Origin of the sequence: Halopseudomonas phragmitis (genome assembly GCF_002056295.1) — a bacterium.
GTDB lineage: Bacteria > Pseudomonadota > Gammaproteobacteria > Pseudomonadales > Pseudomonadaceae > Halopseudomonas > Halopseudomonas phragmitis.
This window is the reverse complement of sequence record NZ_CP020100.1, coordinates 2,794,296-2,818,128: the sequence shown is the minus strand read 5'-3', so window position 1 is coordinate 2,818,128 and position 23,833 is coordinate 2,794,296. Positions and strand designations below refer to the sequence as shown.

26 protein-coding genes are annotated in these 23,833 nt (G+C 60.2%); 6 read left to right on the top strand and 20 right to left on the bottom strand.

The window, feature by feature from the left end:
- Positions 1–7: 7 nt before the first annotated feature.
- The 7 genes from fabF to BVH74_RS13110 form a co-directional block, all read right to left on the bottom strand.
- Positions 8–1,246, bottom strand: a complete 1,239-nt coding sequence (gene fabF / locus BVH74_RS13140; RefSeq protein WP_080050502.1) for a beta-ketoacyl-ACP synthase II — start codon at positions 1,244–1,246, stop codon at positions 8–10.
- 195 nt (positions 1,247–1,441) lie between these two features.
- Positions 1,442–1,678 carry an acyl carrier protein gene (acpP, locus tag BVH74_RS13135; RefSeq protein WP_044499790.1) on the bottom strand — a complete coding sequence of 79 codons (237 nt, stop codon included), beginning with the start codon at positions 1,676–1,678 and terminating at the stop codon, positions 1,442–1,444.
- A 184-nt stretch (positions 1,679–1,862) separates the two neighbouring features.
- Positions 1,863–2,606: a 3-oxoacyl-ACP reductase FabG gene (gene fabG / locus BVH74_RS13130; RefSeq protein ID WP_080050501.1), complete on the bottom strand. Its 744-nt coding sequence runs from the start codon at positions 2,604–2,606 to the stop codon at positions 1,863–1,865.
- A 2-nt stretch (positions 2,607–2,608) separates the two neighbouring features.
- Positions 2,609–3,556, bottom strand: coding sequence for an ACP S-malonyltransferase (gene fabD, locus BVH74_RS13125; protein WP_080050500.1), 948 nt, complete (start codon positions 3,554–3,556; stop codon positions 2,609–2,611).
- Between the two features lie 96 nt (positions 3,557–3,652).
- Positions 3,653–4,675, bottom strand: coding sequence for a phosphate acyltransferase PlsX (gene plsX / locus BVH74_RS13120; protein ID WP_080050499.1), 1,023 nt, complete (start codon positions 4,673–4,675; stop codon positions 3,653–3,655).
- A gap of 6 nt (positions 4,676–4,681) precedes the next feature.
- Positions 4,682–4,864 carry a 50S ribosomal protein L32 gene (gene rpmF / locus BVH74_RS13115; protein WP_080050498.1) on the bottom strand — a complete coding sequence of 61 codons (183 nt, stop codon included), beginning with the start codon at positions 4,862–4,864 and terminating at the stop codon, positions 4,682–4,684.
- Between the two features lie 20 nt (positions 4,865–4,884).
- Positions 4,885–5,406 carry a YceD family protein gene (locus tag BVH74_RS13110; RefSeq protein ID WP_080050497.1) on the bottom strand — a complete coding sequence of 174 codons (522 nt, stop codon included), beginning with the start codon at positions 5,404–5,406 and terminating at the stop codon, positions 4,885–4,887.
- A 113-nt stretch (positions 5,407–5,519) separates the two neighbouring features.
- On the opposite strand from BVH74_RS13110, the gene BVH74_RS13105 reads away from it, so the two are divergent.
- Entirely contained in the window at positions 5,520–6,098 is a 579-nt protein-coding gene (locus tag BVH74_RS13105) for a Maf family protein (RefSeq protein ID WP_080050496.1), read from the top strand.
- A gap of 181 nt (positions 6,099–6,279) precedes the next feature.
- On the opposite strand, the gene sppA is transcribed toward BVH74_RS13105, so the two are convergent.
- The 3 genes from sppA to rluC are packed head-to-tail and all read right to left on the bottom strand — an operon-like array spanning position 6,280 to position 8,919.
- A complete protein-coding gene (sppA, locus tag BVH74_RS13100) occupies positions 6,280–7,251 on the bottom strand; it encodes a signal peptide peptidase SppA (RefSeq protein WP_080051732.1) in 972 nt (323 codons plus the stop codon).
- 29 nt (positions 7,252–7,280) lie between these two features.
- The gene (locus BVH74_RS13095; protein WP_080050495.1) at positions 7,281–7,967 is read right to left on the bottom strand and encodes an HAD-IA family hydrolase; all 687 of its coding nucleotides are present in this window, start codon (positions 7,965–7,967) and stop codon (positions 7,281–7,283) included.
- Positions 7,960–8,919, bottom strand: coding sequence for a 23S rRNA pseudouridine(955/2504/2580) synthase RluC (gene rluC / locus BVH74_RS13090; RefSeq protein WP_080050494.1), 960 nt, complete (start codon positions 8,917–8,919; stop codon positions 7,960–7,962). The genes BVH74_RS13095 and rluC overlap by 8 nt, the downstream gene beginning before the upstream one ends.
- Before the next feature lie 526 nt (positions 8,920–9,445).
- Between rluC and rne the strand changes: the two genes are divergently transcribed.
- The gene (rne, locus tag BVH74_RS13085; RefSeq protein WP_218189135.1) at positions 9,446–12,568 is read left to right on the top strand and encodes a ribonuclease E; all 3,123 of its coding nucleotides are present in this window, start codon (positions 9,446–9,448) and stop codon (positions 12,566–12,568) included.
- A 93-nt stretch (positions 12,569–12,661) separates the two neighbouring features.
- Here the strand turns inward: rne and murB are convergent, their stop codons facing one another.
- Genes murB through BVH74_RS13045 form a run of 8 tightly spaced genes read right to left on the bottom strand, consistent with a single transcriptional unit; the run spans position 12,662 to position 19,548 of the window.
- Entirely contained in the window at positions 12,662–13,684 is a 1,023-nt protein-coding gene (gene murB, locus BVH74_RS13080; protein ID WP_080050492.1) for a UDP-N-acetylmuramate dehydrogenase, read from the bottom strand.
- Positions 13,681–14,148: a low molecular weight protein-tyrosine-phosphatase gene (locus BVH74_RS13075; RefSeq protein ID WP_080050491.1), complete on the bottom strand. Its 468-nt coding sequence runs from the start codon at positions 14,146–14,148 to the stop codon at positions 13,681–13,683. The genes murB and BVH74_RS13075 overlap by 4 nt, the downstream gene beginning before the upstream one ends.
- On the bottom strand, positions 14,145–14,903 hold the full coding sequence (gene kdsB, locus BVH74_RS13070; RefSeq protein ID WP_080050490.1) for a 3-deoxy-manno-octulosonate cytidylyltransferase: 759 nt from the start codon (positions 14,901–14,903) through the stop codon (positions 14,145–14,147). Before kdsB ends, BVH74_RS13075 begins: the two co-directional genes overlap by 4 nt.
- Before the next feature lie 3 nt (positions 14,904–14,906).
- Positions 14,907–15,092, bottom strand: a complete 186-nt coding sequence (locus BVH74_RS13065) for a Trm112 family protein (RefSeq protein ID WP_080050489.1) — start codon at positions 15,090–15,092, stop codon at positions 14,907–14,909.
- Between the two features lie 29 nt (positions 15,093–15,121).
- A complete protein-coding gene (gene lpxK / locus BVH74_RS13060; RefSeq protein ID WP_080050488.1) occupies positions 15,122–16,111 on the bottom strand; it encodes a tetraacyldisaccharide 4'-kinase in 990 nt (329 codons plus the stop codon).
- A gap of 23 nt (positions 16,112–16,134) precedes the next feature.
- Entirely contained in the window at positions 16,135–16,566 is a 432-nt protein-coding gene (pocB, locus tag BVH74_RS13055; protein ID WP_080050487.1) for a flagellar polar localization protein PocB, read from the bottom strand.
- A gap of 3 nt (positions 16,567–16,569) precedes the next feature.
- Positions 16,570–17,241, bottom strand: coding sequence for a flagellar polar localization protein PocA (gene pocA, locus BVH74_RS13050; protein ID WP_080050486.1), 672 nt, complete (start codon positions 17,239–17,241; stop codon positions 16,570–16,572).
- Positions 17,242–17,298: 57 nt separating this feature from the next.
- Positions 17,299–19,548, bottom strand: coding sequence for a DNA internalization-related competence protein ComEC/Rec2 (locus BVH74_RS13045; protein WP_080050485.1), 2,250 nt, complete (start codon positions 19,546–19,548; stop codon positions 17,299–17,301).
- Positions 19,549–19,644: 96 nt separating this feature from the next.
- Here BVH74_RS13045 and BVH74_RS13040 point away from each other — a divergent pair, with 96 nt between their 5' ends.
- Positions 19,645–20,169: a DUF2062 domain-containing protein gene (locus BVH74_RS13040; RefSeq protein ID WP_080050484.1), complete on the top strand. Its 525-nt coding sequence runs from the start codon at positions 19,645–19,647 to the stop codon at positions 20,167–20,169.
- Between the two features lie 32 nt (positions 20,170–20,201).
- On the opposite strand, the gene lolD is transcribed toward BVH74_RS13040, so the two are convergent.
- Both lolD and BVH74_RS13030 read right to left on the bottom strand, forming a co-directional pair.
- Positions 20,202–20,888 carry a lipoprotein-releasing ABC transporter ATP-binding protein LolD gene (lolD, locus tag BVH74_RS13035; RefSeq protein ID WP_080050483.1) on the bottom strand — a complete coding sequence of 229 codons (687 nt, stop codon included), beginning with the start codon at positions 20,886–20,888 and terminating at the stop codon, positions 20,202–20,204.
- On the bottom strand, positions 20,881–22,125 hold the full coding sequence (locus BVH74_RS13030; protein WP_080050482.1) for a lipoprotein-releasing ABC transporter permease subunit: 1,245 nt from the start codon (positions 22,123–22,125) through the stop codon (positions 20,881–20,883). Before BVH74_RS13030 ends, lolD begins: the two co-directional genes overlap by 8 nt.
- A 92-nt stretch (positions 22,126–22,217) precedes the next feature.
- Here BVH74_RS13030 and BVH74_RS13025 point away from each other — a divergent pair, with 92 nt between their 5' ends.
- The 3 genes from BVH74_RS13025 to BVH74_RS13015 are packed head-to-tail and all read left to right on the top strand — an operon-like array spanning position 22,218 to position 23,832.
- Positions 22,218–22,805, top strand: a complete 588-nt coding sequence (locus BVH74_RS13025; protein WP_080050481.1) for a PilZ domain-containing protein — start codon at positions 22,218–22,220, stop codon at positions 22,803–22,805.
- A complete protein-coding gene (locus tag BVH74_RS13020; protein WP_231705518.1) occupies positions 22,802–23,098 on the top strand; it encodes a phosphodiesterase in 297 nt (98 codons plus the stop codon). The genes BVH74_RS13025 and BVH74_RS13020 overlap by 4 nt, the downstream gene beginning before the upstream one ends.
- A 5-nt stretch (positions 23,099–23,103) precedes the next feature.
- Positions 23,104–23,832, top strand: coding sequence for a glycerophosphodiester phosphodiesterase (locus tag BVH74_RS13015; protein ID WP_080050480.1), 729 nt, complete (start codon positions 23,104–23,106; stop codon positions 23,830–23,832).
- The last annotated feature ends 1 nt before the right edge of the window (position 23,833 follow it).

Sequence of the window (23,833 nt, the reverse complement as noted above, 5' to 3'; positions counted from 1 at the left end):
GGCTCCGTCACAGGCGGCGAAATACCAGGCTGCCATTGGTACCACCAAAGCCGAAGGAGTTAGAGACAGCGACATCGATGGCACGCTGCTGGGCTTCATGCGCCACGTAGTTGAGGTCGCAGCCTTCGTCCGGGTTGTCCAGGTTGATAGTCGGTGGGGCGACCTGATCACGCAGCGCCAGTACACTGAAGATCGCTTCGACTGCGCCGGCGGCACCGAGCAAATGACCGGTCATGGACTTGGTTGAACTGATCGCCAGTTGGCTGGCGTGCTCACCGAATACCGCCTTGACCGCCATGGTTTCTGCCAGATCACCAGCCGAGGTCGAAGTACCGTGGGCATTGATGTAACCCACTGCCTCAGGAGCTATCCCGGCATCACGCAGGGCATTGCGCATGCACTGGGCACCACCGCGACCATCCTCCGGCGGAGCAGTCATGTGATAGGCGTCACCGCTCATGCCGAAACCAATCAGCTCGGCATAGATGGTCGCTCCACGCGCTTTGGCATGCTCATACTCTTCCAGCACCATGGCCCCGGCACCGTCAGACAGGACAAAACCGTCACGATCGCGATCCCAGGGGCGGCTGGCAGCCTGCGGATCATCATTGCGCGTGGACAATGCACGAGCGGCGCTGAAGCCACCCAGGCCCAGACCGCTGGTCGCCATTTCCGAACCACCTGCGACCATCACATCCGCCTCGCCATAAGCAATATTGCGCGCTGCCATGCCGATGCTATGGGTACCAGTGGTACAGGCGGTGGTAATGGCGTAGTTCGGCCCTTGCAGACCGTACTGAATCGACAGATAGCCGGAAACCATGTTGATGATCGAGCCCGGTACAAAGAACGGGGAAATCCGGCGCGGCCCGCTGTTCATCAGCAGCTCATGATTCTTTTCGATGTTGGTCAGACCACCAATACCCGAGCCCATCGACACGCCGATGCGGTCACGGTTGGCATCAGTCACTTCCAGGCCGCTGTCACGCAGGGCCTGTATGCAGGCCGCGACACCATACTGGATGAACAGATCGAGTTTGCGCGCTTCCTTGGCAGCCATGTAGAGCTCGATATCGAACTCACGGACCGAACCACCAAAACGGGTGCCAAAGGCACTGACGTCCATATGCTCGATCGGGCCAATACCGCTCTTGCCCGCCACCGCAGCCTGCCAACTCTCGTCGACTGTATTGCCCAAAGGCGACAACATACCCAAACCGGTTACCACCACGCGTCTGCGCGACACAGGAGACTCCTTAAATCTACTCGTGAAAACGGCGGACGTGGTCGTCCCTCGCCCGAAATGCGGCTATTGTCCGCATAAAGGCGGCTGGCGGCAAGGCTGAGAGACCTTCGCGTACCGGCCAGGTTACAGACAACAAAAAAGCCGCAGTCCCAGAGGAAGCTGCGGCTTTGTACGTCCTGTCAGCAGGCTACGTGATTACTTCTGATGAGCATTCACGTAGTTGATGGCTTCCTGAACGGTGGTGATCTTCTCGGCCTCTTCGTCCGGAATCTCGGTCTCGAATTCTTCCTCGAGAGCCATTACCAGCTCCACGGTGTCCAGGGAGTCAGCGCCAAGATCTTCAACGAAGGAAGCGCTGTTGGTTACTTCCTCTTCTTTGACGCCGAGTTGTTCGGCAACGATTTTCTTGACGCGTTCTTCAATGGTACTCATACCTTGTTCTCACTCCTAGTTGCAGTTCCGAGAAGCCGGACTGCGGGTAGTTTATAGAAACAATTTGCGATCTTTCAAGCGCAAATCACTTCCATCTCAAAGAGGTCAAGGCTTGCAGCCTTCACCAAGCCAAACAAAACCACGGATCAGAGCATGCCAGTATAGCAGCGGCATGACCATCCATTCAGTTCATGAACATTCCGCCATTCACCGGGATAGTCGCCCCGGTAATATAGCCTGCTGCATCGCTGGCCAGGAAAGCCACCACACCTGCGATCTCTTGCGCCTGACCCAAGCGACCCAGCGGAATCTGATCCAGCATCACGGAACGCTGGCTATCAGTCAGCGCCCGAGTCATGTCGGTATCGATGAAACCAGGTGCCACCGAGTTGACCGTGATCGCCCGCGAGCCGACTTCACGTGCCAGCGCCCGGGTGAAACCTTCCATGCCAGCCTTGGCTGCAGCATAGTTGGACTGACCGGCATTGCCCATACCCCCAACCACCGAACTGATGTTGATGATACGACCCCAGCGGCCTTTGGTCATGCCGCGCAGCACAGCCTTGGACAGACGGTAGACCGAGCCGAGATTGGTATTGATGACATCATCCCACTCCTGGTCCTTCATCCGCATTAGCAGGTTGTCCTGGGTGATACCGGCATTATTGACCAGAATCGCAGGCGCGCCGAACTCACTGGTAACCTTGTCCAGCACAGCAGCGACCGATTCAGCATCACGCACATCCAGCTTCAGCCCAGTACCCTTGTAGCCGGCCTCAGCCAGCTTGGCGGCGATTGCCTCGGCACCGCTGTCACTGGTGGCCGTACCGATAACCACCGCGCCCTGGGCAGCCAAAGCATGGGCAATAGCCTGACCAATTCCGCGACTGGCGCCAGTGACCAGCGCAACCTTTCCTTCAAGACTCATGCTCATGCTCCTTGAGTAATGTGACTGATCGCCGCGGCCAAACCGTCGGCGCTGTCCAGATTGTGGGTATTGACCCCTTTGACGCAGCGTTTGTTCAACCCGCTGAGCACCTTGCCGGGACCACATTCGATCAGATCGGTAACCCCTTGGGCGGCCATGAATTCGACCGACTCGACCCAGCGTACCGGGCTATACAGCTGCTCGACCAACTGACTGCGCAGACTGTCCAGCCCGTCGGCCGGACGGGCGCTGACATTCTGGACCAGCGTCATGTTCGGCGCCTGCCAGTTCAAGGCAACAAAATCGCTGGCCAACTGCTCGGCAGCCGGCTTCATCAAGGCACAGTGCGAAGGTACGCTGACCGGCAGCGGCAAGGCCCGCTTGGCGCCAGCAGCCTTGCAGGCTTCAACGGCGCGTTGCACCGCGCTGGCCTGGCCGGCAATCACCACCTGGCCTGGCGCATTGAAATTGACAGCACTGACCACTTCGCCCTGCGCTGCTTCTGCACACAGACCAATGATCTGCTCATCAGTCAGGCCCAGAATCGCCGCCATGGCGCCCTGTCCCTCGGGAACAGCCTGCTGCATCAGTTGACCACGGCGCTCGACCAGCTTGACCGCTTCAGCAAAGCCAATGACGCCGGCAGCTACCAGTGCCGAGTATTCACCCAGACTGTGCCCAGCGACGAAAGCCGGCCGCACATCAGTCTGCGCACACCACAACCGCCAGAGGGCAACCGAAGCGGTCAGGATCGCCGGCTGAGTACGATCAGTACGATTCAGGTCAGCTTCCGGGCCATTCTGGCAAAGTTGCCACAGGTCATAACCCAGAGCCTCGGAGGCTTCGGCAAAGGTCTGTGCGACGACATCGTGCTGCTGCGCCAGCTCGGCGAGCATGCCTACCGTCTGAGAGCCCTGACCGGGAAAGACGAAAGCGAGGGTTTGAGTCATGCAAGGTTCCTCGTGTTGTTATCAATCATTATTGAACGGCCTTATACAGGGTCTGCCAAACAATATGCTGGTTTGATGACGAAGCTTTGAACAGAGTCACAGGCTCTGCACGCCAGATTGCGCCAGCCGCTCGGCAATCCGCTCAGCCAGTCGCGCCCTGCTCGCCGCCACAGCCTGGACAATCGCCGCTTCAAAAGCCCGCTCGCCAGCCCCCCCATGACTCTTGACCACCACTGCGCGCAAGCCCAACAGACTTGCGCCATTGTAGAGATCTGGATCGTGCCGGCGCAGCACCGGCCTGAGCAGCCGACGAAGCAGCGGCGACAGCCAGGCCAGAAGCGGATGAGCCGCCAACACATCGCGCACCTGGGCCTGCAGGTAGTGCGCCAGACCCTCACTGGCCTTGAGCACTACATTGCCGACGAAACCGTCGCACACGACCAAGTCTGCCTCATCACGGAATAGCCCATCCCCCTCAACATGGCCAACATAGTTGATCAGCTCACACTGACGCAGAAGCTCGGACACCTCACGCACCCGCGCACTGCCTTTGTTGACTTCACGGCCGATATTGAGCAGACCGACTCGCGGCCGCGGATTGCCGGACAACTCAGCCACCGCCTCGGATCCCATGATCGCGAACTCGAACAACTGCCTGGCCGAGCAATCGACATTGGCGCCCAGATCCAGCAGATAGCAAGGTTTGCCCGCCACCGGCAGTGCGGCCATGATTGCCGGCCGCTCGATACCTTCAAGCGTCCCCAACAGCGCCCGCGACAACACCATCAGCGCGCCGGTATTGCCGGCACTCAGACAACCATCGGCCTGCCCGTCGCGCACCAGTTCGATAGCCACGCGCATGGATGCATCGCGCTTGTGGCGCAACACGCTGGCCGGCGAATCATCGGCAAGGATCTGTTCAGAGGTATAGCGAAAACTCACGCGTTCGGCAGGCAGCCGATACTCATGAGACAAGGCGACCAGCGACTCTTTCGAGCCGACCAGTATGACCTGTAGTTCAGGCAACTTGGCCAAACTACGGGCAACGGCGGGGATAATGCAGCGGGGACCGTGATCCCCGCCCATCACATCAATCGCAAGACGGACTGACGTGGACAAAACGACTTATTCGTCGTTGCCCTTGTTCACTACCTGACGGCCACGGTAGAAGCCATCCGGAGAAACGTGGTGACGCAGATGAGTTTCACCAGTGGTACTGTCCACAGACAGGGCAGCGGCTTCGAGAGCGTCGTGCGAACGACGCATGCCACGTGCGGAACGGGACTTTTTGTTCTGCTGTACAGCCATGACTATAAGCTCCTATAAGCTCAGGTATCGCGTTTCAACTTGGCCAGCACGCTGAAGGGGTTGGGCTTTTCAACCTGCTCCTCCAGCCCCGCTTCTTCGGGCTGATAGCCCGGCGGGTGCTGACAGCTATCCAGTGGATGCATGGGTACCGCAGGCAAGGCCAGCAGCAACTCATCTTCGATCAGCCCATACAGATCGAGCGTCTCGTCATCCACAATAACCGGTTCATAGTGACGCGGCAGATTACGCGCTGCCTCATCACTGTCGACAAACCCCACCTCACACCGACTATCAAGCATTACCTCGACCTGCTCCAGGCAGCGCTGACAAATCAGCGCCACCTCGACCTGGTAATGGCCGTTCAGGGTACGAACACCCTGCTCGTCCCGAGCGAACTTCAGCTCAACCAAAACATCGCCGGCAGGAGCGTTCAATTCAGCACTCAGACGCGGCAACTTGGCGGCAGCAATCGTGCCGTTAAGCACTACGCCCCGATCTGCCAGCCTTCGAGGCTCGATGTGTGCGGGTATGGGTCCAGACATAAGCGCGCAATTCTAGGCACCATGCAGGCTGCTGTCAAAACTATTTGGCGCAATTTTTACCAGTTTCAGTCAACAGCGTTAGAATGATGCCCTTTGCGCCCCAAGGAATCATCATGCCGTCACTGGTACTAGCCTCCAGCTCACCTTACCGCCGCCAGCTGCTCGAGCGCCTGAACCTACCCTTCGAGTGGGCCGCCCCGGACATCGACGAAACCCCACTCCCGGGCGAAGCCCCCGAGCAACTGACCCTGCGTCTGGCCGAAGCCAAGGCCAGGGCCTTGATTGAGCACTATCCAACACATCTGATTATCGGCTCCGACCAGGTGTTATTGCTTGACGGCCAACCGGTCAGCAAGCCCGGTAATCACGCCAATGCCCTGGAGCAACTTCGTCGCTGTAGCGGCAAAAGCATTCGCTTTCTCACATCGCTGTGCCTGCTCGACAGCGCCAGCGATACTGCTCGCTCAATTGTCGAGCCGTTCGAGGTGGTATTCCGCCAGCTCGACGAAGCCACCATCGAGCGCTACCTGCTGGCTGAGCAGCCCTACGACTGCGCCGGCAGCTTCAAATCCGAAGGACTGGGCATCAGCCTGTTTCGCGCTCTGCGTGGCGACGACCCGAACAGCCTGATCGGCCTGCCGCTGATCAGACTCTGCGATCTACTGGCCGAGCACGGCATTCAGATTCCCTGAGCGCCTTGAGACACGCTGATTAATTGCACGCAAGCTCAGTAGTCCGGTTGGCGCTGACCTGTTCTGGACCGTTAGATGCCAGGGATGGCATCTAAGAGCGTACAGGGATGTATTTACAGCGTGTCCAGAACAGGTCAGCGACAATTGGGCCAGCACCGAAACTGATTTAATCAGTGCTTCCCTAGCGCAGCACCGGACCACTCAAGCCTAGCTGAGTGGCCAGCGCATTACCGATACTGGTCCCCAGGCGCTTGGTAAAGCGCTCGAATGGTGATTCACGGTAAGTGAAGTCTTCAATCTTTTCGACTCCTACCACATCACGGGCCACACTTGAGGTGCTGGCCAGACCATCAACAAGCCCCAGCTCCAGCGCCTGCTCACCAGACCACACCAGACCACTGAACAGATCCGGATGCTCTTTGAGCCGCTCGCCGCGCCCCGCTTTGACCTGCTCAATGAACTGCTGATGCGTGGTCTGCAGAACACCCTGCCAGAACTGTCGCTCTTCCGGCTTCTCAGGCTGGAACGGGTCCAGGAATGACTTGTGCTCACCAGCGGTATAGCTACGCCGCTCAATCCCCAGCTTGTCCAGCGCCTCGACAAAACCAAAACCGGCCGCTGTTACCCCGATAGACCCAACCAGACTGGCCTTGTCGGCATAAATGGCATCAGCCGCTGCAGCTATATAATAAGCACCAGATGCTCCGAGATCGGTAATCACCGCATAAACCGGCACCGCCGGATTCAGTGCACGCAGGCGCTTGATCTCATCATAGACATAGCCCGCCTGAACCGGACTACCGCCCGGACTGTTGATACGCAGAACAATACCGCGGGTATTTTCGTCTTCAAAGGCGCGACGCAGACTGGTGACCAGGTTGTCGGCACTGGCCTCCTGACGGTCGGCAATCATGCCTCGCACCTCAATCACCGCCGTATGCGGCACATTCAAGGCCTTGCGCCCTTCAACGCCGATCATTGGCGAGAACAGCAACGCCACGCCAAACAGATAAACGAAGGTCAAGGTCTTGAACACAATACCCCAACGCCGAGCCCGGCGCTGCTCTTGCACCGAGGCCAGCACGGCCTTTTCCAACAGCTCCCAGGCCTTCTTGTCTTCCTTGGCCTTGTCCGCCTCATCCCGAGTGACCATCGGGCCTTCCGTCCAGCGATCGGATTGCATCAGTTTACCTCGTTGGATATCAGGGTCTCACGCTGAGCAAGAACCCAACCGTATAGCTCGTCAAATCTATCGATACAGTGTGTCGGCCGACTCAGCGCCAACTGCTCGCGGCTTTGCGCGCCGTAACTGACCGCCACGGCCGTCATACCTGCATTATGCGCCATTTGGATATCGAATTCGCTATCACCGACCATCAGCGCCCGCCCCGCCATGGAGTCGCATGCCTGCAGAATTTCATGCAACATGCGCGGATCCGGCTTGCTTGCCGTCTCGTCGGCACAACGGGTTGCATCGAAGTAATGGCTCAGACCATGGGCAGCCAGGATTCGTTCCAGCCCCGCCCGCCCCTTACCGGTAGCCACTGCCAACTGGAAGCCTTCGCGACGAAACCGTTCCAGCACATCCAGCACCCCATCAAACAGCGGAGAAGGCGTACTATCGAGGCGCCGATAATGGGCACTGTAGCCGCGCGCCAGCTCTTGCGCCTGCGGCTCACCAACCAGCCCCGGATACAGCACGGCTATCGCTTCAGGCAATCCCAGCCCGATAATCCCGCGCACCTGCTCGCCATCAAGGGCCGGCAGTTTCAACTCAGCCGCCGCGACCTGCATGGCAGTCACAATACGCTCAATAGAATTGGCCAGCGTGCCATCCCAGTCAAAAATCAGGGTATCCAGCTCACGCATTGGCCAACCGCTCCAAGGTACGCTCCCACATATCCCCAGGCTCAGCCCGCACATTGAGCTGTTGCCCGTCAGGCAATTCGACGCTCAGCGAGGCGGCATGCAGGAACAGCCGCTTGCCACCCAGCTCGCGAATTTTCAGACTGAACTCATCATCACCATACTTGGGGTCGCCTGCGATCGGGTGACCGGCATGCTTGGCATGCACCCGAATCTGATGAGTGCGCCCGGTAATCGGACGCGCCTCGACCAGGGTCGCCAGTTCACCAAAGCGCCGCAGCACCTTGAACTCGGTCAGAGATTCCTTACCCTCGACATTGACCTCAACCATCCGCTCACCGGAGCGCAGATTGTTCTTCTGCAACGGTGCATGCACACGCTTGGTTGAGGCTGGCCAGCGCCCGCGCACCAGCGCCTGATAACACTTGTCTACACCATCACCACGCAGCGCCGCATGCAGGTGGCGCAGCATGCTGCGCTTCTTGGCAATCATCAGACAGCCGGAGGTATCGCGATCCAGCCGATGCACCAACTCAATCTGCGGGCAGTCCGGGCGCAACTGACGCATCGCCTCAATCACCCCGAAGCTCAGTCCGCTGCCACCGTGCACAGCCAGACCGGCCGGCTTGTTGACCACGATCAGCGCCTTATCTTCATACAAAATGTTGCTTTCCAACGCCTGCAGGATGCCCTGCCCGACCAGTACCGGCTCATCCGGCTCGGCCAGCCGCACCGGCGGAATCCGGATGCTGTCACCAGCCTGGAGCCGGTAGTCAGGCTTGACCCGCCCCTTGTTCACCCGCACCTCGCCCTTGCGCAAGATACGGTAAACCAGGGTCTTAGGTGCGCCCTTGAGACGGGTACGCAGGTAGTTGTCGATACGCTGGCCAGCCAGGTCCTCATTGATCAGGTCGAACTGGACGGCATTGGGAGTTTCAGGAGTGCTGGTTTTCATCCGCGCATCATACCGTTTTTTCATTCAATTGAAGCACTTAAAAAATACTGATATATTCCGGCGAGCTGCGCGATGTGCGGCCGGGGACAGCAGACACCCACAAGGTCTTGAAAGAATCCCCAGAAACACCGTTGCAGAGGCTCCGCCGGCCACAGACATAGCCCCCGAGCCCTGCGATCGACAGACTGTCGGCACAGCCGACAGAATATTAACCCGCTCCCCGCATTACGATGAGCGGCACCCGATTCAGATGGGTAAGTGCACAGGTGGAGATGTACAGCTTCAGGATCATGTGACGCGCGTAGACACGCCTTGAACAGTGTCCCCGTCCCCAGTCCGGCTGATTCCTCCATCAAGACGTTTTCTGTACTCGCCAGAAACAGATTGATCCGTGGCTGCAAGGCAGCGATGAGAATTCTGAACAAGGGCAAGGTTGGCCCAAGCAGAAACACACCTGACACCTAACGGAAGAGTCGTAGGTGCCGTATTCGTGAATCCGGGTAGCACTGGAACACAACGGTACTTCATGAAAAGAATGCTGATCAACGCAACTCAGCCCGAAGAGTTGCGCGTCGCCTTGGTTGACGGCCAGCGCCTGTATGATCTGGATATTGAGTCCGGAGCCCGCGAGCAGAAAAAGGCCAACATCTATAAAGGCCGTATTACCCGGGTCGAACCCAGCCTCGAAGCCGCCTTCGTCGACTTCGGCTCCGAGCGTCACGGCTTTCTCCCCCTCAAGGAAATCTCCCGCGAATATTTCTCCAAACAGCCCGAGGGCCGCATCAATATCAAGGATGTGCTCAAGGAAGGCCAGGAAGTCATTGTCCAGGTCGACAAGGAAGAGCGCGGCAACAAGGGCGCGGCACTGACCACCTTTATCAGTCTGGCTGGTCGCTACCTGGTTCTGATGCCCAACAACCCCCGCGCCGGCGGCATTTCCCGCCGCATTGAAGGCGAAGAGCGCAACGAACTCCGTGAAGCTCTGAACAGTCTCAACGTACCGGCCGACATGGGTATGATCGTGCGCACCGCCGGCCTGGGCCGCAGCGCCGAAGAACTGCAATGGGATCTGGATTACCTGCTGCAGCTGTGGGAAGCCATCAAGGGCGCCTCAGCCGAGCGCACTGCCCCCTTCCTGATCTACCAGGAAAGCAACGTTATCATTCGCGCCATCCGCGATTACCTGCGCCAGGACATCGGTGAAGTGCTGATCGACAACGAGAAGGTCAAGGACGATGCCCTGAACTTCATCAGCCAGGTCATGCCGCAGTACGCCAGCAAGGTCAAGCTGTACGAAGACAGCGTACCGCTGTTCAATCGGTTCCAGATCGAAAGCCAGATCGAAACCGCCTTCGAACGCGAAGTGAAACTGCCTTCCGGTGGCTCCATCGTGATCGACCACACCGAAGCTCTGGTGTCGATCGACATCAACTCGGCGCGAGCCACCAAGGGCGGCGACATCGAAGAAACCGCACTGCAGACCAACTTGGAAGCGGCCGAGGAAATCGCCCGCCAACTGCGTCTGCGTGATATCGGCGGCCTGATCGTGATCGATTTTATCGACATGACCCCAGCCAAGAACCAGCGCGCCGTTGAAGAACGCATGCGTGAAAGCTTGGAAGCTGACCGCGCCCGCGTTCAGGTTGGACGCATCTCCCGGTTCGGCCTGCTGGAAATGTCGCGTCAGCGCCTGCGTCCGTCACTGGGCGAAACCAGCGGCATCGTCTGCCCACGCTGTAACGGTCGCGGCACCATCCGCGATGTTGAGTCGCTGTCGCTGTCGGTCCTGCGTCTGATCGAGGAAGAAGCACTCAAGGATCGCACCGCCGAAGTCCGCGCCCATGTGCCGATCGCGGTAGCCACCTTCCTGCTCAACGAGAAGCGTGACGTACTGGCCAAGACCGAAATCCGCACCCGCGTGCGCATTTTGGTTCTGCCCAACGAGCACATGGAAACCCCGCATTTCGATGTCCAGCGCCTGCGCGACGACCACGAATCAGTACTCAGCGGCGAGACCAGCTATACCATCAGCGCCGAAGTCGAACATGAAGAGCCAGCGCCGGTCAGCCAGACCCGTGCAGTCGTTCGCCAGGAAGCAGCCGTCAAGAGCATCGCTCCGACCCGCCCTGCCCCTGCGCCGGTCACTCCCACGCCGAGCCAGGTCATCCACGAAAATCAGCCCAGTCTGTTCAAGGGTCTGATCAAGTCGCTGGTCAGCCTGTTCGCGACTGAAGAGAAGCAGGCCCGTGAAGAGCAGCCGGTCAGCGAAAAGCCCGCCGAGCGCCGTCCGCAACGCGACAGCAACCGTAACGACGAGCGTCGTGGCGGTCGCAACCGTCGTCGCGGTGAACGGGATCGCGGTGAGCGTGCAGAACGCGGTGAACGTACCGAGCGGACTGAACGGACTGAACGTAGCGACAAGCCGAGCAGCCGTCCCGAACAACGCCAGACCGAAAGCCAGCCAGCCAGCACCGAGACTCGCTCTGAAGGCGGTCGCCGTCGTCGTCGCAACCAGGACAGCGAAGCCCGTCCGAGCCGCGAAGAAGACAGCAACCTCAATCAGCAGTCGCAGGCCGAGCGTCGCCAACCGCGCCGCGAAGAAAAGCCTGAGGTGGTTGAGAGCGAAGAACTGACCGAAGTACTGGAAAGCGGTGCTCAGCCCGCTGGCGAAGAGGCCGACAGCGAGCGTCCCAAGCGCCGCTCACGCAACAGCCAGCGTCGCCGCAACAACCGCCGCCGTACTGACGAAACCGCTCAGAGCGACGCCACTCAGACTGAGACCCAAACCGCAGGCGATGGCAGCGCAAACAGCGACAACCAGCAGCAAAACCAGGTCGCAGCCGCCGCTGTAGCCGTGGCCGCTACGGCCGCCGTTGCCGAGGCCAGCGAAGTCAGTGCACCTGTTGAGGAAACCCTGAAGCAGGCCGCTGACGAACTGGAACAATCGATCGAGCAAGCTGTTGAAGCCTTTACCCAGGCCCAGCCGGACAGCCCGAACGAAGTCGCCGAAGTTGTGGAAGCTGCTGAAGAAAGCATCGCTGAGCCACAGGCCGAGCAGGTTCAGCAACCCGAAGCGCAAGAGCCAGCGGCCCAGGCGCAGACCATTGCTGAAGTTGCCGAAACCGAGAAAACCGAGCAAGCCGTACAAGCAACCGCCGAGCCCCAGGCTGCCGCGGAAGCTGTCAGCGAGCCGGTAGCGGAACAGGCTGATGCCGAAGCCGAGCAAGCCAAGCCGATTCCGGCTTTGACCGAAAGCGGCCGGGCCTACAACGACCCGCGCGAAATTCGCCGCCGCCAGCTAGAGGCCAAGCGTCTGGCCGAGCAGCAGGCTGCCGAACCGGCTCAGGCCACTGAAACCGCCGCCGAGGCTCAGTCCGAGCCACAGGCAGCCACTCCGACCGTAGCAGAAGCGCCAGCGGTAGAGCCGGTAGTCGAGCCTGAGGTCGAGCCTGAAGCTGCTCAGACTGAGCAACGCCCTCAGGCCTCCACACCTGAGCAAGCGGCCCTGCCGATTGAGCACGCCGAAGCCGATGAAGCTGAGTCGAGCGAAGAGGAGCAGGATACCGAGGCCCGTAAAAAGGCTGACGACTCCGCTGAAGAGCAGACCGAAGAAACCGTGACCGAGCGCGAGGACACTACCCAGCGCTAATGGTCTGGAGCAATAAAAAGGGGATGCCAGTGGCATCCCCTTTTTTATGCAGTCTGGTTAAAGCCTATCGGCTCCAGCCTCGGCTGGCCGACCTCAATCACCCAGACGCTGTGGCTCCATCTCCAGCCGAACCCCAAACTGCTGCTGGATATCCGCCTGAATCGCCTCAGCCAGAGCCAGCACCTCTGCCCCACGGGCGCCACCGTGATTGACCAGTACCAGCGCCTGCTCCGCATGCACCCCCACCGCGCCCTGGCGCCGCCCTTTCCAGCCGGCCCGATCAATCAGCCAGCCTGCAGCCAGCTTGCAGCGACCATCGGCTTGCGGGTAATGCGGCATGCCAGGAAAGCGTAGCAACAACGCCTGGGCCTGTTCTGCTTCGACCAGAGGGTTCTTGAAAAAGCTGCCGGCATTGCCCAACACCGCAGGGTCTGGCAGTTTGCTGCGCCGAATAGCACACACCAGCTCAGCCACCACCCGTGAGTCCGGACGGCTCAGCCCAGTTGCAGTCCAGGCTGCCGCCAACGGGGCATAATCGATACGCAAGTCTGGCTGGGTCGGCAGTCGCAATCTGACCCGCAAAATCACATAACGTCCGGGTTCTTGCTTGAACAGGCTGTCACGGTAAGCGAACCGGCACTGCCGGGCATCCAGTCGGCAATAACGTCGCTGCTGACGGTCCCAGGCTTCCAGACTGTCAAACCGCTCACACAGTTCGACACCATAGGCACCAATGTTCTGCACCGGCGCGGCCCCGACTGTCCCCGGGATCAGGGCCAGATTCTCCAGGCCGCTAAGCCCCAGATCCAGACTCCAGTTGACCAACGCATGCCAGTTCTCACCGGCTTCGGCCTCGATTACGGCAAAACCGTCAGCCCGCGACAACAGCCGACGGCCACGGCTACGCATACCGATCACCAACCCAGGCACGGGCCCTGCCAGCACCAGATTACTGCCACCGCCCAGCAGGGTAACTGGCCAGCCATGCTCTGCCGCCAAGTCCAGAGCCTCGATCAGCTCGGCATCACGCTCGACCCAGACCAGGCGTTCGGCACACTCGGCAATCGCGAAACTGTTATACGGCTGCAGGTCGACGTTAGTTTGCAGCTGGATCATGCCTGCTCCAGACAGCGCTCGATCAAGCCGTCGGCAGCCTGCTCAAGCATATCCAGTACCTGCTCGAAGCCGTCATCACCGCCGTAATAGGGATCAGGCACTTCGATCGGCAGCCCCGGAGCAAAATGCATGAACAACTCGGTGCGCGCCCGGGCACCAGCCGGCACCAGGCGCCGGAGGTTGCTCAAATTACTCTGATCCATGGCCAGGATCAGATCAAAACGCTGAAAGTCGGCTACCGATACCTGGCGGGCCCGCAATCCAGCAATCTCGTAGCCACGCTTGCGGGCAGCGGCGATTGCGCGTCGATCCGGTGGATTGCCCACGTGCCAATCGCCAGTCCCGGCCGAGTCCACCTCAAAACGCTCAGCCAGGCCGCGATCACGCAGACGCCGCTCGAACACACCCTGAGCGCTGGGCGAGCGGCAGATATTGCCCAGACAGACGAACAACACTCTGGTCATGGGTTCTCCAACAGGGCCCGCACCCTGGCCAGATCCTCGGGAGTATCCACACCTGCCGGCGGCGCCACACAGGCCTCGGCAACGTGAATCCGGCAGCCAAACCATAAAGCCCGCAACTGCTCGAGCGACTCAGCAGTCTCCAGTGGACTGGCCGGCCAGCCAACGTAGTCATGTAGAAAGCCGACCTTGTAGGCATACATGCCGATATGCCGATGGAACGGCACCTCTGACGGCAACACATCACGCGACTCGGCGAAAGCATCACGACACCAGGGCATCGGCGCACGGCTGAAATACAGGGCGAACCCCTGATGATCGGTCACCAGTTTGACCACGTTGGGATTGAACAGTGCAGCCGGATCATTCAGCGGTTCGGACAGCGTGGCAATACTGGCGCTCGGATTGGCCAGCAGATTGGCCGCTACCTGGTCGATCAACGCCGGTGGAATCAGCGGCTCGTCACCTTGCACATTAACCACGCAGGTAGCATCGTCAAAACCAAGCAGGCTGACCACTTCCTGGAGGCGATCGGTACCTGAGGGATGATCATCACGGGTCAGTACCACGTCGGCACCAAAGCCCTTACAGGCTTCGACAATCCGCGGATCATCGGTCGCTACGGTGACGGTTGCCGCAGCACTGCGCCGGGCCTGCTCCCAGACATGCTGGATCATCGGCTTGCCGGCGATCAGTTGCAGTGGCTTGCCTGGCAGGCGGGTCGAGGCGTAACGGGCTGGAATAATGACGTGATACATGCTTCAACCGTCCAGACGTTCGTCAGCATCCAGCGGCCGGGCTTCGCTTTCGAGCATGACCGGGATCCCATCACGGATCGGGAAGGCCAGGCCATCAGCCCGGCACCAGAGTTCGGTTTTATCGCGGTTCTGCACCAGAGGGCCCTTGCACAGCGGGCAGGCGAGAATATCCAGCAACTTGGGGTCCATCATGAGACTCCTGAGAGAGAAAACGTGAATTATCGCACAGGCAGCAGGGTCGCCAGCCGACTTTCCAGCGCCTGACGAAAGGCCTCGCTGGGACGCGCATCGACACTCAGATACCACCACTGCTCTTCGGCAAAGGCAGCGCACTTGACTGCGTCCTTTTCGGTCATGATCAACGGCCGGCCGGCACTCAAGGCGCTCAACACCGAGGCAGTGTACTGTGCGTGATCGGCAAACGGCTGCCGCTCAACCTCAAAGGATAAGCTTTCCAACGTGCGGAAGAAACGTTCGGGATTGCCGATTCCGGCAAGCCCGACAACCTGACGCGGCCCCTGCCACTGAGTCGCCGGACAACGCTGGCCGGTGCGCAGATTGATCAGTTCGCCCGGCACCAGCTGCATGGCGTAACCGTCAGGGCTGTCTTCAGTGGCGCCATTGCGCACAATGAAATCCACTGCGGCCAACCGCTCTGGCGGCTCGCGCAAGGGACCTTCCGGCAGGCAGCGGCCATTGCCCACCCCCCGCGCCTGATCCAGCATGACCAGTTCAAGATGACGACCCAGACGGTAATGCTGCAACCCATCGTCACTGATGATCAGGTCCACCGGCTCGTGCTCCAGCAGGTGCTGAACAGCCCTGACCCGATCCGGATCGATCACCACCGGCACTCCGCTGCGTCGGGCCAGCAGCAGCGGCTCGTCCCCGGCAATGGAAGCATCGTCGCTATCGGTGCGGACTCGCCAGGGCAGACTCGGCGGTTTGGCCCCATAACCACGGCTGACCACTCCGGCGCGGATCCCACGCGCGGCCAGCCATTCGATCAGCCATAGGGTCATTGGCGTTTTGCCGGTGCCGCCCAGGGTAATGTTACCGACCACCAACAGCGGCACCGGCGGCTGCCAGCTAGCGCCACTTTCGTCGAGAAAGCGCTGCCGGCGACGCCGGGCAACCTGCGTGTAAAGCCAGGACAATGGGCGCAGCAGTCGCAGCCAGGGCGCCCGGCCATACCAGGCGTCCAGCATCACGGCTTCCAGCGAGCGACGCTTCACGGCTGGCCGTCAGACTGCATTTCACTGGTTGTCAGGCGCAGCCGACTGAATCCGAGCTGACCGGCGGCATCCATCGCAGTCACCACCGCCTGATGCGGCGCCTGACCATCGGCGGTGATTACCAGCGGCAGCTCGGTGTTGCCGGCCGACTCACGCTGCAATGCCCGCTTGAGATTGTCCAGACTGGGGTTGGCCAGCACCTGCTCATTGACCGCCACCTCACCAGCAGCCGAGATGGTCAGCTCAATCACCTGCAGATCCTGCTCCACCGGCTCACCGGAAGCCGCCTGTGGCAGATCCACCTTGAGCTGGGTTTCCCGGGTGAAGGTGGTCGTAACCATAAAAAAGATCAGCAGCAAAAACACCACATCGATCAGCGGCGTGAGGTTGACCCCAACCTCTTCTGGGCGTTGACGACGAAATTGCACGGCTCATGCTCCCTTGCGGGCTTTGGCCCGAGGCGCTGCTGCCTCCTGGGCACCGCCATTGAGCTCGACGTCACGATTACCCTGCACCACCTCAACCAGCTTGGTCGCCTCTTGCTCCATAGCGACCACCAGTTCGTCGACCTTGCGGACAAAGAAACGATGGAAGAACAACGCCGGAATCGCCACGGTCAAGCCAGCCGCCGTAGTGATCAGCGCCTTGGAAATACCGCCAGCCAGCACTCCGGTATTGCCGGTGCCCTGGATCATGATCGCGCTGAATACATCGATCATGCCGATCACCGTACCCAGCAATCCCAGCAGCGGGGTGATTGCCGCAATGGTGCCCAGGGTGTTGAGATAACGCTCAAGCTCATGGATGACCTTGCCGGCCGCTTCCTGAATGCATTCCTTCATGATCTCCCGGCCATGCCGGGAGTTCGCCAGACCAGCGGCGAGAATTTCGCCCAGCGGTGAATCGGCGCGCAGACTCTTGAGCTTCATGGCATCGAGTTGGCCGTCCTTGATCCAGCGCCAGACCTGGCCAAGCAGATTGGGAGGAGCGATACGTGTGCTACGCAGAGTCCAGGCGCGCTCGATGACAATGGCCACAGCGATGACCGAACACAACAGAATCGGCAGCATCAGCCAGCCACCCGCACTGATCAATTCCCACACGCGCGTTCCCTCCCCCAATCAATTTAATTACTCAACTGCCGCTATCGGCGACTGTAGTCATTCATGCCAAAAACGCCGGGCGTGCTCACGCCAACGCCAGATCAACTCGGTACCATGCTCGTCCATGGCGAAGCGTACAGCGCCGGAGCCGGCAGTATAAACCGGTTCGACCTGCAATTCTTGGTAACGTGCCACAACCTGAGGATGCGGATGATTGTAGCGATTATTGCGCCCGGCACTGAACACCACCCAACGCGGTGCCACAGCCCGAATCAGTGCATAGGATGACGAGCTGCGACTGCCGTGATGCGGTGCCAACAACAACTCGGCCGCCAACGGCCGCCCCAGCATCTGGTACTCGCCACGGATACCCAGGTCGCCCGGCAACACCACGCCCCGACCAACCGGCCCGGCGCGTAGCACACAGGAGCGCTCGTTGGGCGGTGCTGGCGGCGGCGCGCTATAGAGCACCTCGAACGGCACGCCATTCCACTCCCAACGCTCACCCGGCTGACAGGCTGAAGCATCCAGTTCCGCCGGCAACCGTTCATGCTCGCCAGCCAGAACCCGATCAACCTGCATACGGCGGGTTACAGCCAACGCCCCACCAGCATGATCGCTGTCGGCATGGCTGAGCAACAGGGTATCCAGCCGGCGCAACCCGAACCGGCTCAACGCTGGATGTACCACTGCCTCGCCCAGATCAAAACCACTGGGCAAGCGTGCTCCGGCATCATAGAGCAACGCATGCTCGCGGGTCTGCAGCAGCACCGACAACCCCTGCCCTACATCCAGCACCGTAACCCACAACTGGCCTTCAGCAGGTCTCGGAGTCGCCGGCCAGACCAGTGCCGACAAACAAACAAGCGCAGGAATTCGCAACAACGGCGCCAGCGGACTGACCAACAACAGACAGGCCAGCAGCCCAATGGACCAGTTCAACCAGCCGGGGAACCCAAGATTAACCGGACTCTGCCACTGGGCTACCCAGCCCAGGCAGAAGAACAGGGCCTCCAGACTCCAGGCTGCCAGCACCAGCAACCAGTCAGGTCCACCCAGCAGCACCAACAGAGCCCCGAGCATACCCGGCGGCACCACCAGCATGCTGACCCAGGGAATCGCCCACAGGTTGACCAGCGGTGCGGACAGACTCCCCGGCATGCTCCACAACAACAACCAGGGCCATAAGCCGATGAAGATCACCCATTGCGAGCGCCCCCAACGCCACCACCAGCCCTTGATCAGCAGACGCCCACCCAGCCCCAGCAGCAACAACCCCACCGCCATGAACGACAACCAGAAGCCAGCCCGCAACGGAGCCGCCGGATCCAACGTCAATACCGCCGCCAGGGCCAGCCACCACACCTGCCAGGGGCCTGGCTGACGATAGACCAGGCGCATCAACAGCACTAGCACAACCATCAGCATTGCCCGCTGAGTTGGCACGGCAAAACCAGCCAAGGCCGCGTACAAGGCCGCAACTAGCATAGCCAGCGGCGCCGCCAGCCATAGACTGGGCCAGCGCCAAGGTAGCCAGCCAGGACGAAAAACAAGACCTATCAGAGCAAAGGCCGCGGCCGCCAGCATGCCGACATGCAAACCGGAAATCACCATCAAGTGGCTGGTCCCGGTAGCCTGCAGCACCTGCCAATCGGCGTTGCTGAGCACGCTACGATCCCCAACCAACAATGCCAGCAGCCGGGTGTCGGCATCGCGGGCTTGTAGCTGCTGTGCCAGTCGGTCACGCCAATGCGTGCGCAGCCCATGCAGATCCAGCGAATCAGGTGCTACCAGCAACTCCCCGCTACGCACGCTGGCCAGACCGCCAATGCCCTGGGCATAGAGCCAGGCTTCGTAATCGAAGGTCCCCGGATTGGACATGCCGGCAGGACGCCGTAAGGTCATCTCAAAACGCCAAAGCTCACCATGGGCCAAGGGTGGACCTGCAAACCAGTGGGCACGCAGCAGGGGCAATCCCTGCCCGCTATCAACCAGCCGGGCGTCACGCAGTTGAAAACGCCAACCATTGGTCGTGGGCTCCGGCAAGCCATGGACTCGACCTTCGACCAATAGCCTTTGCCCTTCCAGGTCGGGTGCCAGACGCTCGCCTAATTGCTGATGATGAATCCAAAGTGCCCAGCACATGGCCAGCAACAGCACCGCCAGCGGCCGGGCCTTGGCACTCAAGGTCAGCAACCCAGCCACGATCAGCAGCACAACAAGCCAAAAGAGCTCCGGCAACCCTGGTAGCAATAGTGGCAGCAACAGACCTGTCAACCAAGCCGGCAGCAGAAAAGCCAGTTTCATGTAACATCCTGTTCATTACCGTCGCTGCCAGGCAGTAGTCCATGCCTGGCATTCCATGCATAATTGGTCCACGTTCAACCCGCCGACCATTCGCTGATGCCGCGCCAGATTCTCAAACGCTACATGCCCAGTCCGGAGCGGATCAAGCGCAGTAAATCCCTGCGTTTTCTCGGCACCATTCTGCACGATCCAAACCTGTGGCACCTCAACCGTCACAGTGTGGCTCGCGCCATGGCCATTGGTCTGTTCGTTTGCATGCTGCCGATCCCGATGCAGATGCTGGTATCGGCAATCATCGCTATTCCCTGCCGCGCCAACCTGCCAATCTCCGTCGGTCTGGTCTGGTTGTCCAACCCGGTGACCATGCCGCCGCTATTCTTCATTCAGTACAAGATTGGCACCCTGCTGCTCGGCACCCCGGAGCGCACTATCCCAATGGAGCTGTCACTGACCTGGATCAGCGCGGAAATCCAGCACATCTGGCAACCGCTACTGGTCGGCTCGGTCCTGATGGGTGCGGTGCTGGCATTGATTGGCTACAGCGCCACCATGTTGTATTGGCGCTTTTGGGTCTCGCGCAACTGGGAGCAGCGCAAACTGCGACGCCGTCGGCAATCCTGAACCGACGGCGATAGGTGAGAATCAGATCTGCTTCAGAACTGATGCTGTTCGAGATGACCTTCGGTCAGAGTCAGCACCCGATCCATCTGGGCTGCCAGGTGCAAATCGTGGGTCACCACCAGGAAGGTGGTTTTCAGGCTCTGGCTCAACTCCAGCATAAGTTGCTGAACACTTCGGGCAGTATGCTGATCGAGATTGCCGGTCGGCTCATCGAGCAGCACACAAGCCGGCTGATTGATCAGCGCCCGGGCAATCGCCACCCGCTGACGTTCGCCGCCGGATAATTCCGCGGGCTTGTGGCCAGCCCGCGGCTTCAAGCCCACCCGCTCCAGCATGTTCATCGCCCGCTCTCTCGCCTCAGCAATCGGCGTGCGACCAATCAACAGCGGCATGCAGACATTCTCCAGCGCAGTGAACTCCGGCAACAGGTGGTGAAACTGGTAAACGAAGCCCAGGTCACTGTTGCGCAGACGCCCGCGCTCCGACTCGCGCAGCGCAGAAATCTGCTTGCCTGCCAGCCAGACTTCACCCTTGCTCGGGGTATCCAGCCCGCCAAGCAGGTTGAGCAAGGTGGTCTTGCCCGAGCCGGAACTGCCCACGATTGCCACCCGCTCGCCGGCTTGCAGTCGCAGGTTGACGTTTTTCAGCACCTGCAGGCTCTGCGGCCCCACCGCATACTCCTTGCAGATCCGCCGGCATTCGAGAACCACTTCAGTCATAACGCAAAGCCTCCGCCGGTTCGGTGCGTGATGCCCGCCAGGCCGGATACAGGGTGGCCAGGAAGCTCAGACCCAGACCCGCCGAGCAGATCAGCAGCACATCGCCCCAAAGCAGCTCGGATGGCAGGTAGTTGATGAAATACACATCGGAACTGAGAAATTGAATCCCCAGCAAACGTTCCAGCCCGGCCACCAGATCGGAGACATTGAGCGCCGCCAGCACGCCGAGCACACAGCCGGCCAGAGTACCGACCACACCGATAACCGAGCCCTGAACCATGAAGATGCCCATGATCGTGCGCGGCGAACTGCCCAGCGTGCGCAAGATCGCGATATCGGCCTTTTTATCGGTGACGACCATTACCAGGGTGGAAATGATGTTGAAGGCTGCCACCGCCACGATCAGCAACAGCAGCAAGCCGACCATGGTCTTCTCCATGCGGATAGCCGCGAACAGGTTGCCGTGGCTGCGGGTCCAGTCCTGGGCGTAGTACTGACCCGGCAACCGGGTCACCAGCTCCCAGGCTACCTGCGGCGCCTGGAACAGATCATCCAGCTTGATCCGCAGCCCCTGAACCTGCCCTGGCTGCCAACGCGACAGACGCGCAGCATCTGCGGCGTGAATCAACGCCAGCGAGCCATCCAGCTCGGCCCCGACCTTGAATATCCCCACAACCTCGAAACGCTTGAGCCGCGGAAACACCCCGGCGGGCGTCATCGAGGCCTCCGGCAAGACGAAGGTCAGCTTGTCACCCGGTTCAACCCCGAAGCGCTTGGCCGTGAGTTCACCGATGATGATACCGAACTGGCCATCAACCAGAGCATCCAGGCTGCCAGCCTCGAGGTGCTGATCGATGATCGAGACGCCAGCCTCGGCCTCGGGCACAATGCCATTAACCAGAACCGGAGCTACACTTCCGTTATGGGTCAACATCCCCTGGAGTTGAATGAACGGCGCCGCCGCCTCCACCCTGGGATGGGCGGTCAGCACTCCAGCCAGACTTTGCCAATCGTCGATCGGCTGGTAACCATTGATGGTGGCGTGCGGCACCATGCCGAGAATTCTGGTACGCAGCTCACGATCAAAACCGTTCATGACCGACAACACCAGAATCATGACCATGACCCCCAGGGTCAGGCCGAGCATGGAAATCAGCGAGATGAACGAAATGAAGTGGTTACGACGTTTGGCGCGGGTGTAGCGCAATCCGATAAAAAACGGCAGGGGTCTGAACATGGAATACCAGTTACCTGAAGGATGGACCCAGTTGAGTGTCGGTTTGGGCTGCCATGTTACACTGAATTGCGTTGCGGTAAACGGGAACAGCCATGCAAACCCATAACGACGTTGACAACGACATGCGCGAATATTTCCGTATCCAGGACAATCTGGCGCTGGACTATCGGCTGATCGATGGCCCCGAGGGGGACCTGTCCGATTTCACCCGACAATCCCCCCTGTTCGGACTGCTGGGAGACCTGCACATGCTCGACTACGAGTCCCAGCATCTGTTGCGTCAGATCGCCGAGCGCGACCGGGCCCTGGCCAACTACCTGAAGATAATCAACAAGCGCATCGATCTGGTCGGCAAAGCCCTTGCTACCCAATTGTCTGAAGATCTGGGCGCCTGTGTCGACGTCACTATCAGCGAAGGCGGGATGTCCTTCCCCGCCTCCGAGCCCCTTACACCCGGCAGTTGGCTCGCCATCCGTATGGTACTGCTCCCTACTCCGCTCGGCCTTATCGTGCCAGCCAAAGTTGTGCATTGTGACCCATTTGCTACCGGCAAATGGACAATCGGGGTAAGCTTCGAGCAATTGTCCGATGCTCAGCGCCAGCTACTGGCCCGGCATATTCTGCAAAAGCAGGCCCAGGACATACGAGCTGCAAAAACCGAAGAAAGGACGCCAACATGAAAAAACTCACCAGCCTGAGCCTGGCCGTCACCCTGCTGTGCGGTGCCGCCTGGAGCCTGGCCGACACGCTAACCGTACCGGTCGGCCAGCAGGCAGGCACCAGCGCCAACCAACTACCGAACAACGGCACCAGCAGCGCCCAGGTAGTTCAGCGCCATGGACAGCCCACCACCCGTCACCCGGCCGTCGGCCAGCCACCGATCAGCCGTTGGGACTATCCCGGTTTCAGCGTCTACTTCGAACACGACAAGGTCATTCATAGCGTGCGTCAGCACCAACCTCGGATACAGTAACGTCAATGCCGCTCATCTATGGCCACCGGGGCGCCCGTGCCGAGGCTCCAGAGAACACCCTGCCAAGTTTTCGCAAGGCTCTTGAGGCCGGAGTCACCCGGGTTGAACTAGACCTGCACCTGTCGGCCGACCAGCAACTGATCGTCATTCATGACCCCACGCTCAGGCGCACCACTGGCCTGGGTGGTAAGGTTGCTCAACACCCGGCTACACACCTGACCCGCCTCGACGCCCGTCATGCCCTGCCCGACTGGCCGGAGCCCTGCCTGATCCCCAGTCTGGAACAACTGTTCGAGAGCTGCCCGGAGTTCGAGCACTATCAGCTTGAGGTCAAGAGCGGCTCGCAAAGCCAGTCACGGCTGGTGATTGATGCAATCCTGCGGCTGGTCGAACGCTTTGAGCTGCACAACAAGGTCACCATCACCTCCAGCAGCCGCATCCTGCTGCGTTACGCCCATGACAGCGGCTGCCCATTGCCAACCGGACTGGTTGAGGAGTATGGCCTGCTGGACCCGGTCAAGAGTGCTTTACGTTACGGCTGCCAGATGCTGGTATTGAACTGGACGCTATGCAGCCCGGCGTTGCTGGCTCGAGCTCAGGCCAGCGGCCTGCACGTCTCAGTATGGACAGTCAATGATCTGGATTTAATGCAGCGCCTGGCGCAGATGGGGGTGGATAGCATCATTACCGATGTACCCAGCCAGGCTGTCCGGCTACTCGGCAACAGCGGCTGAG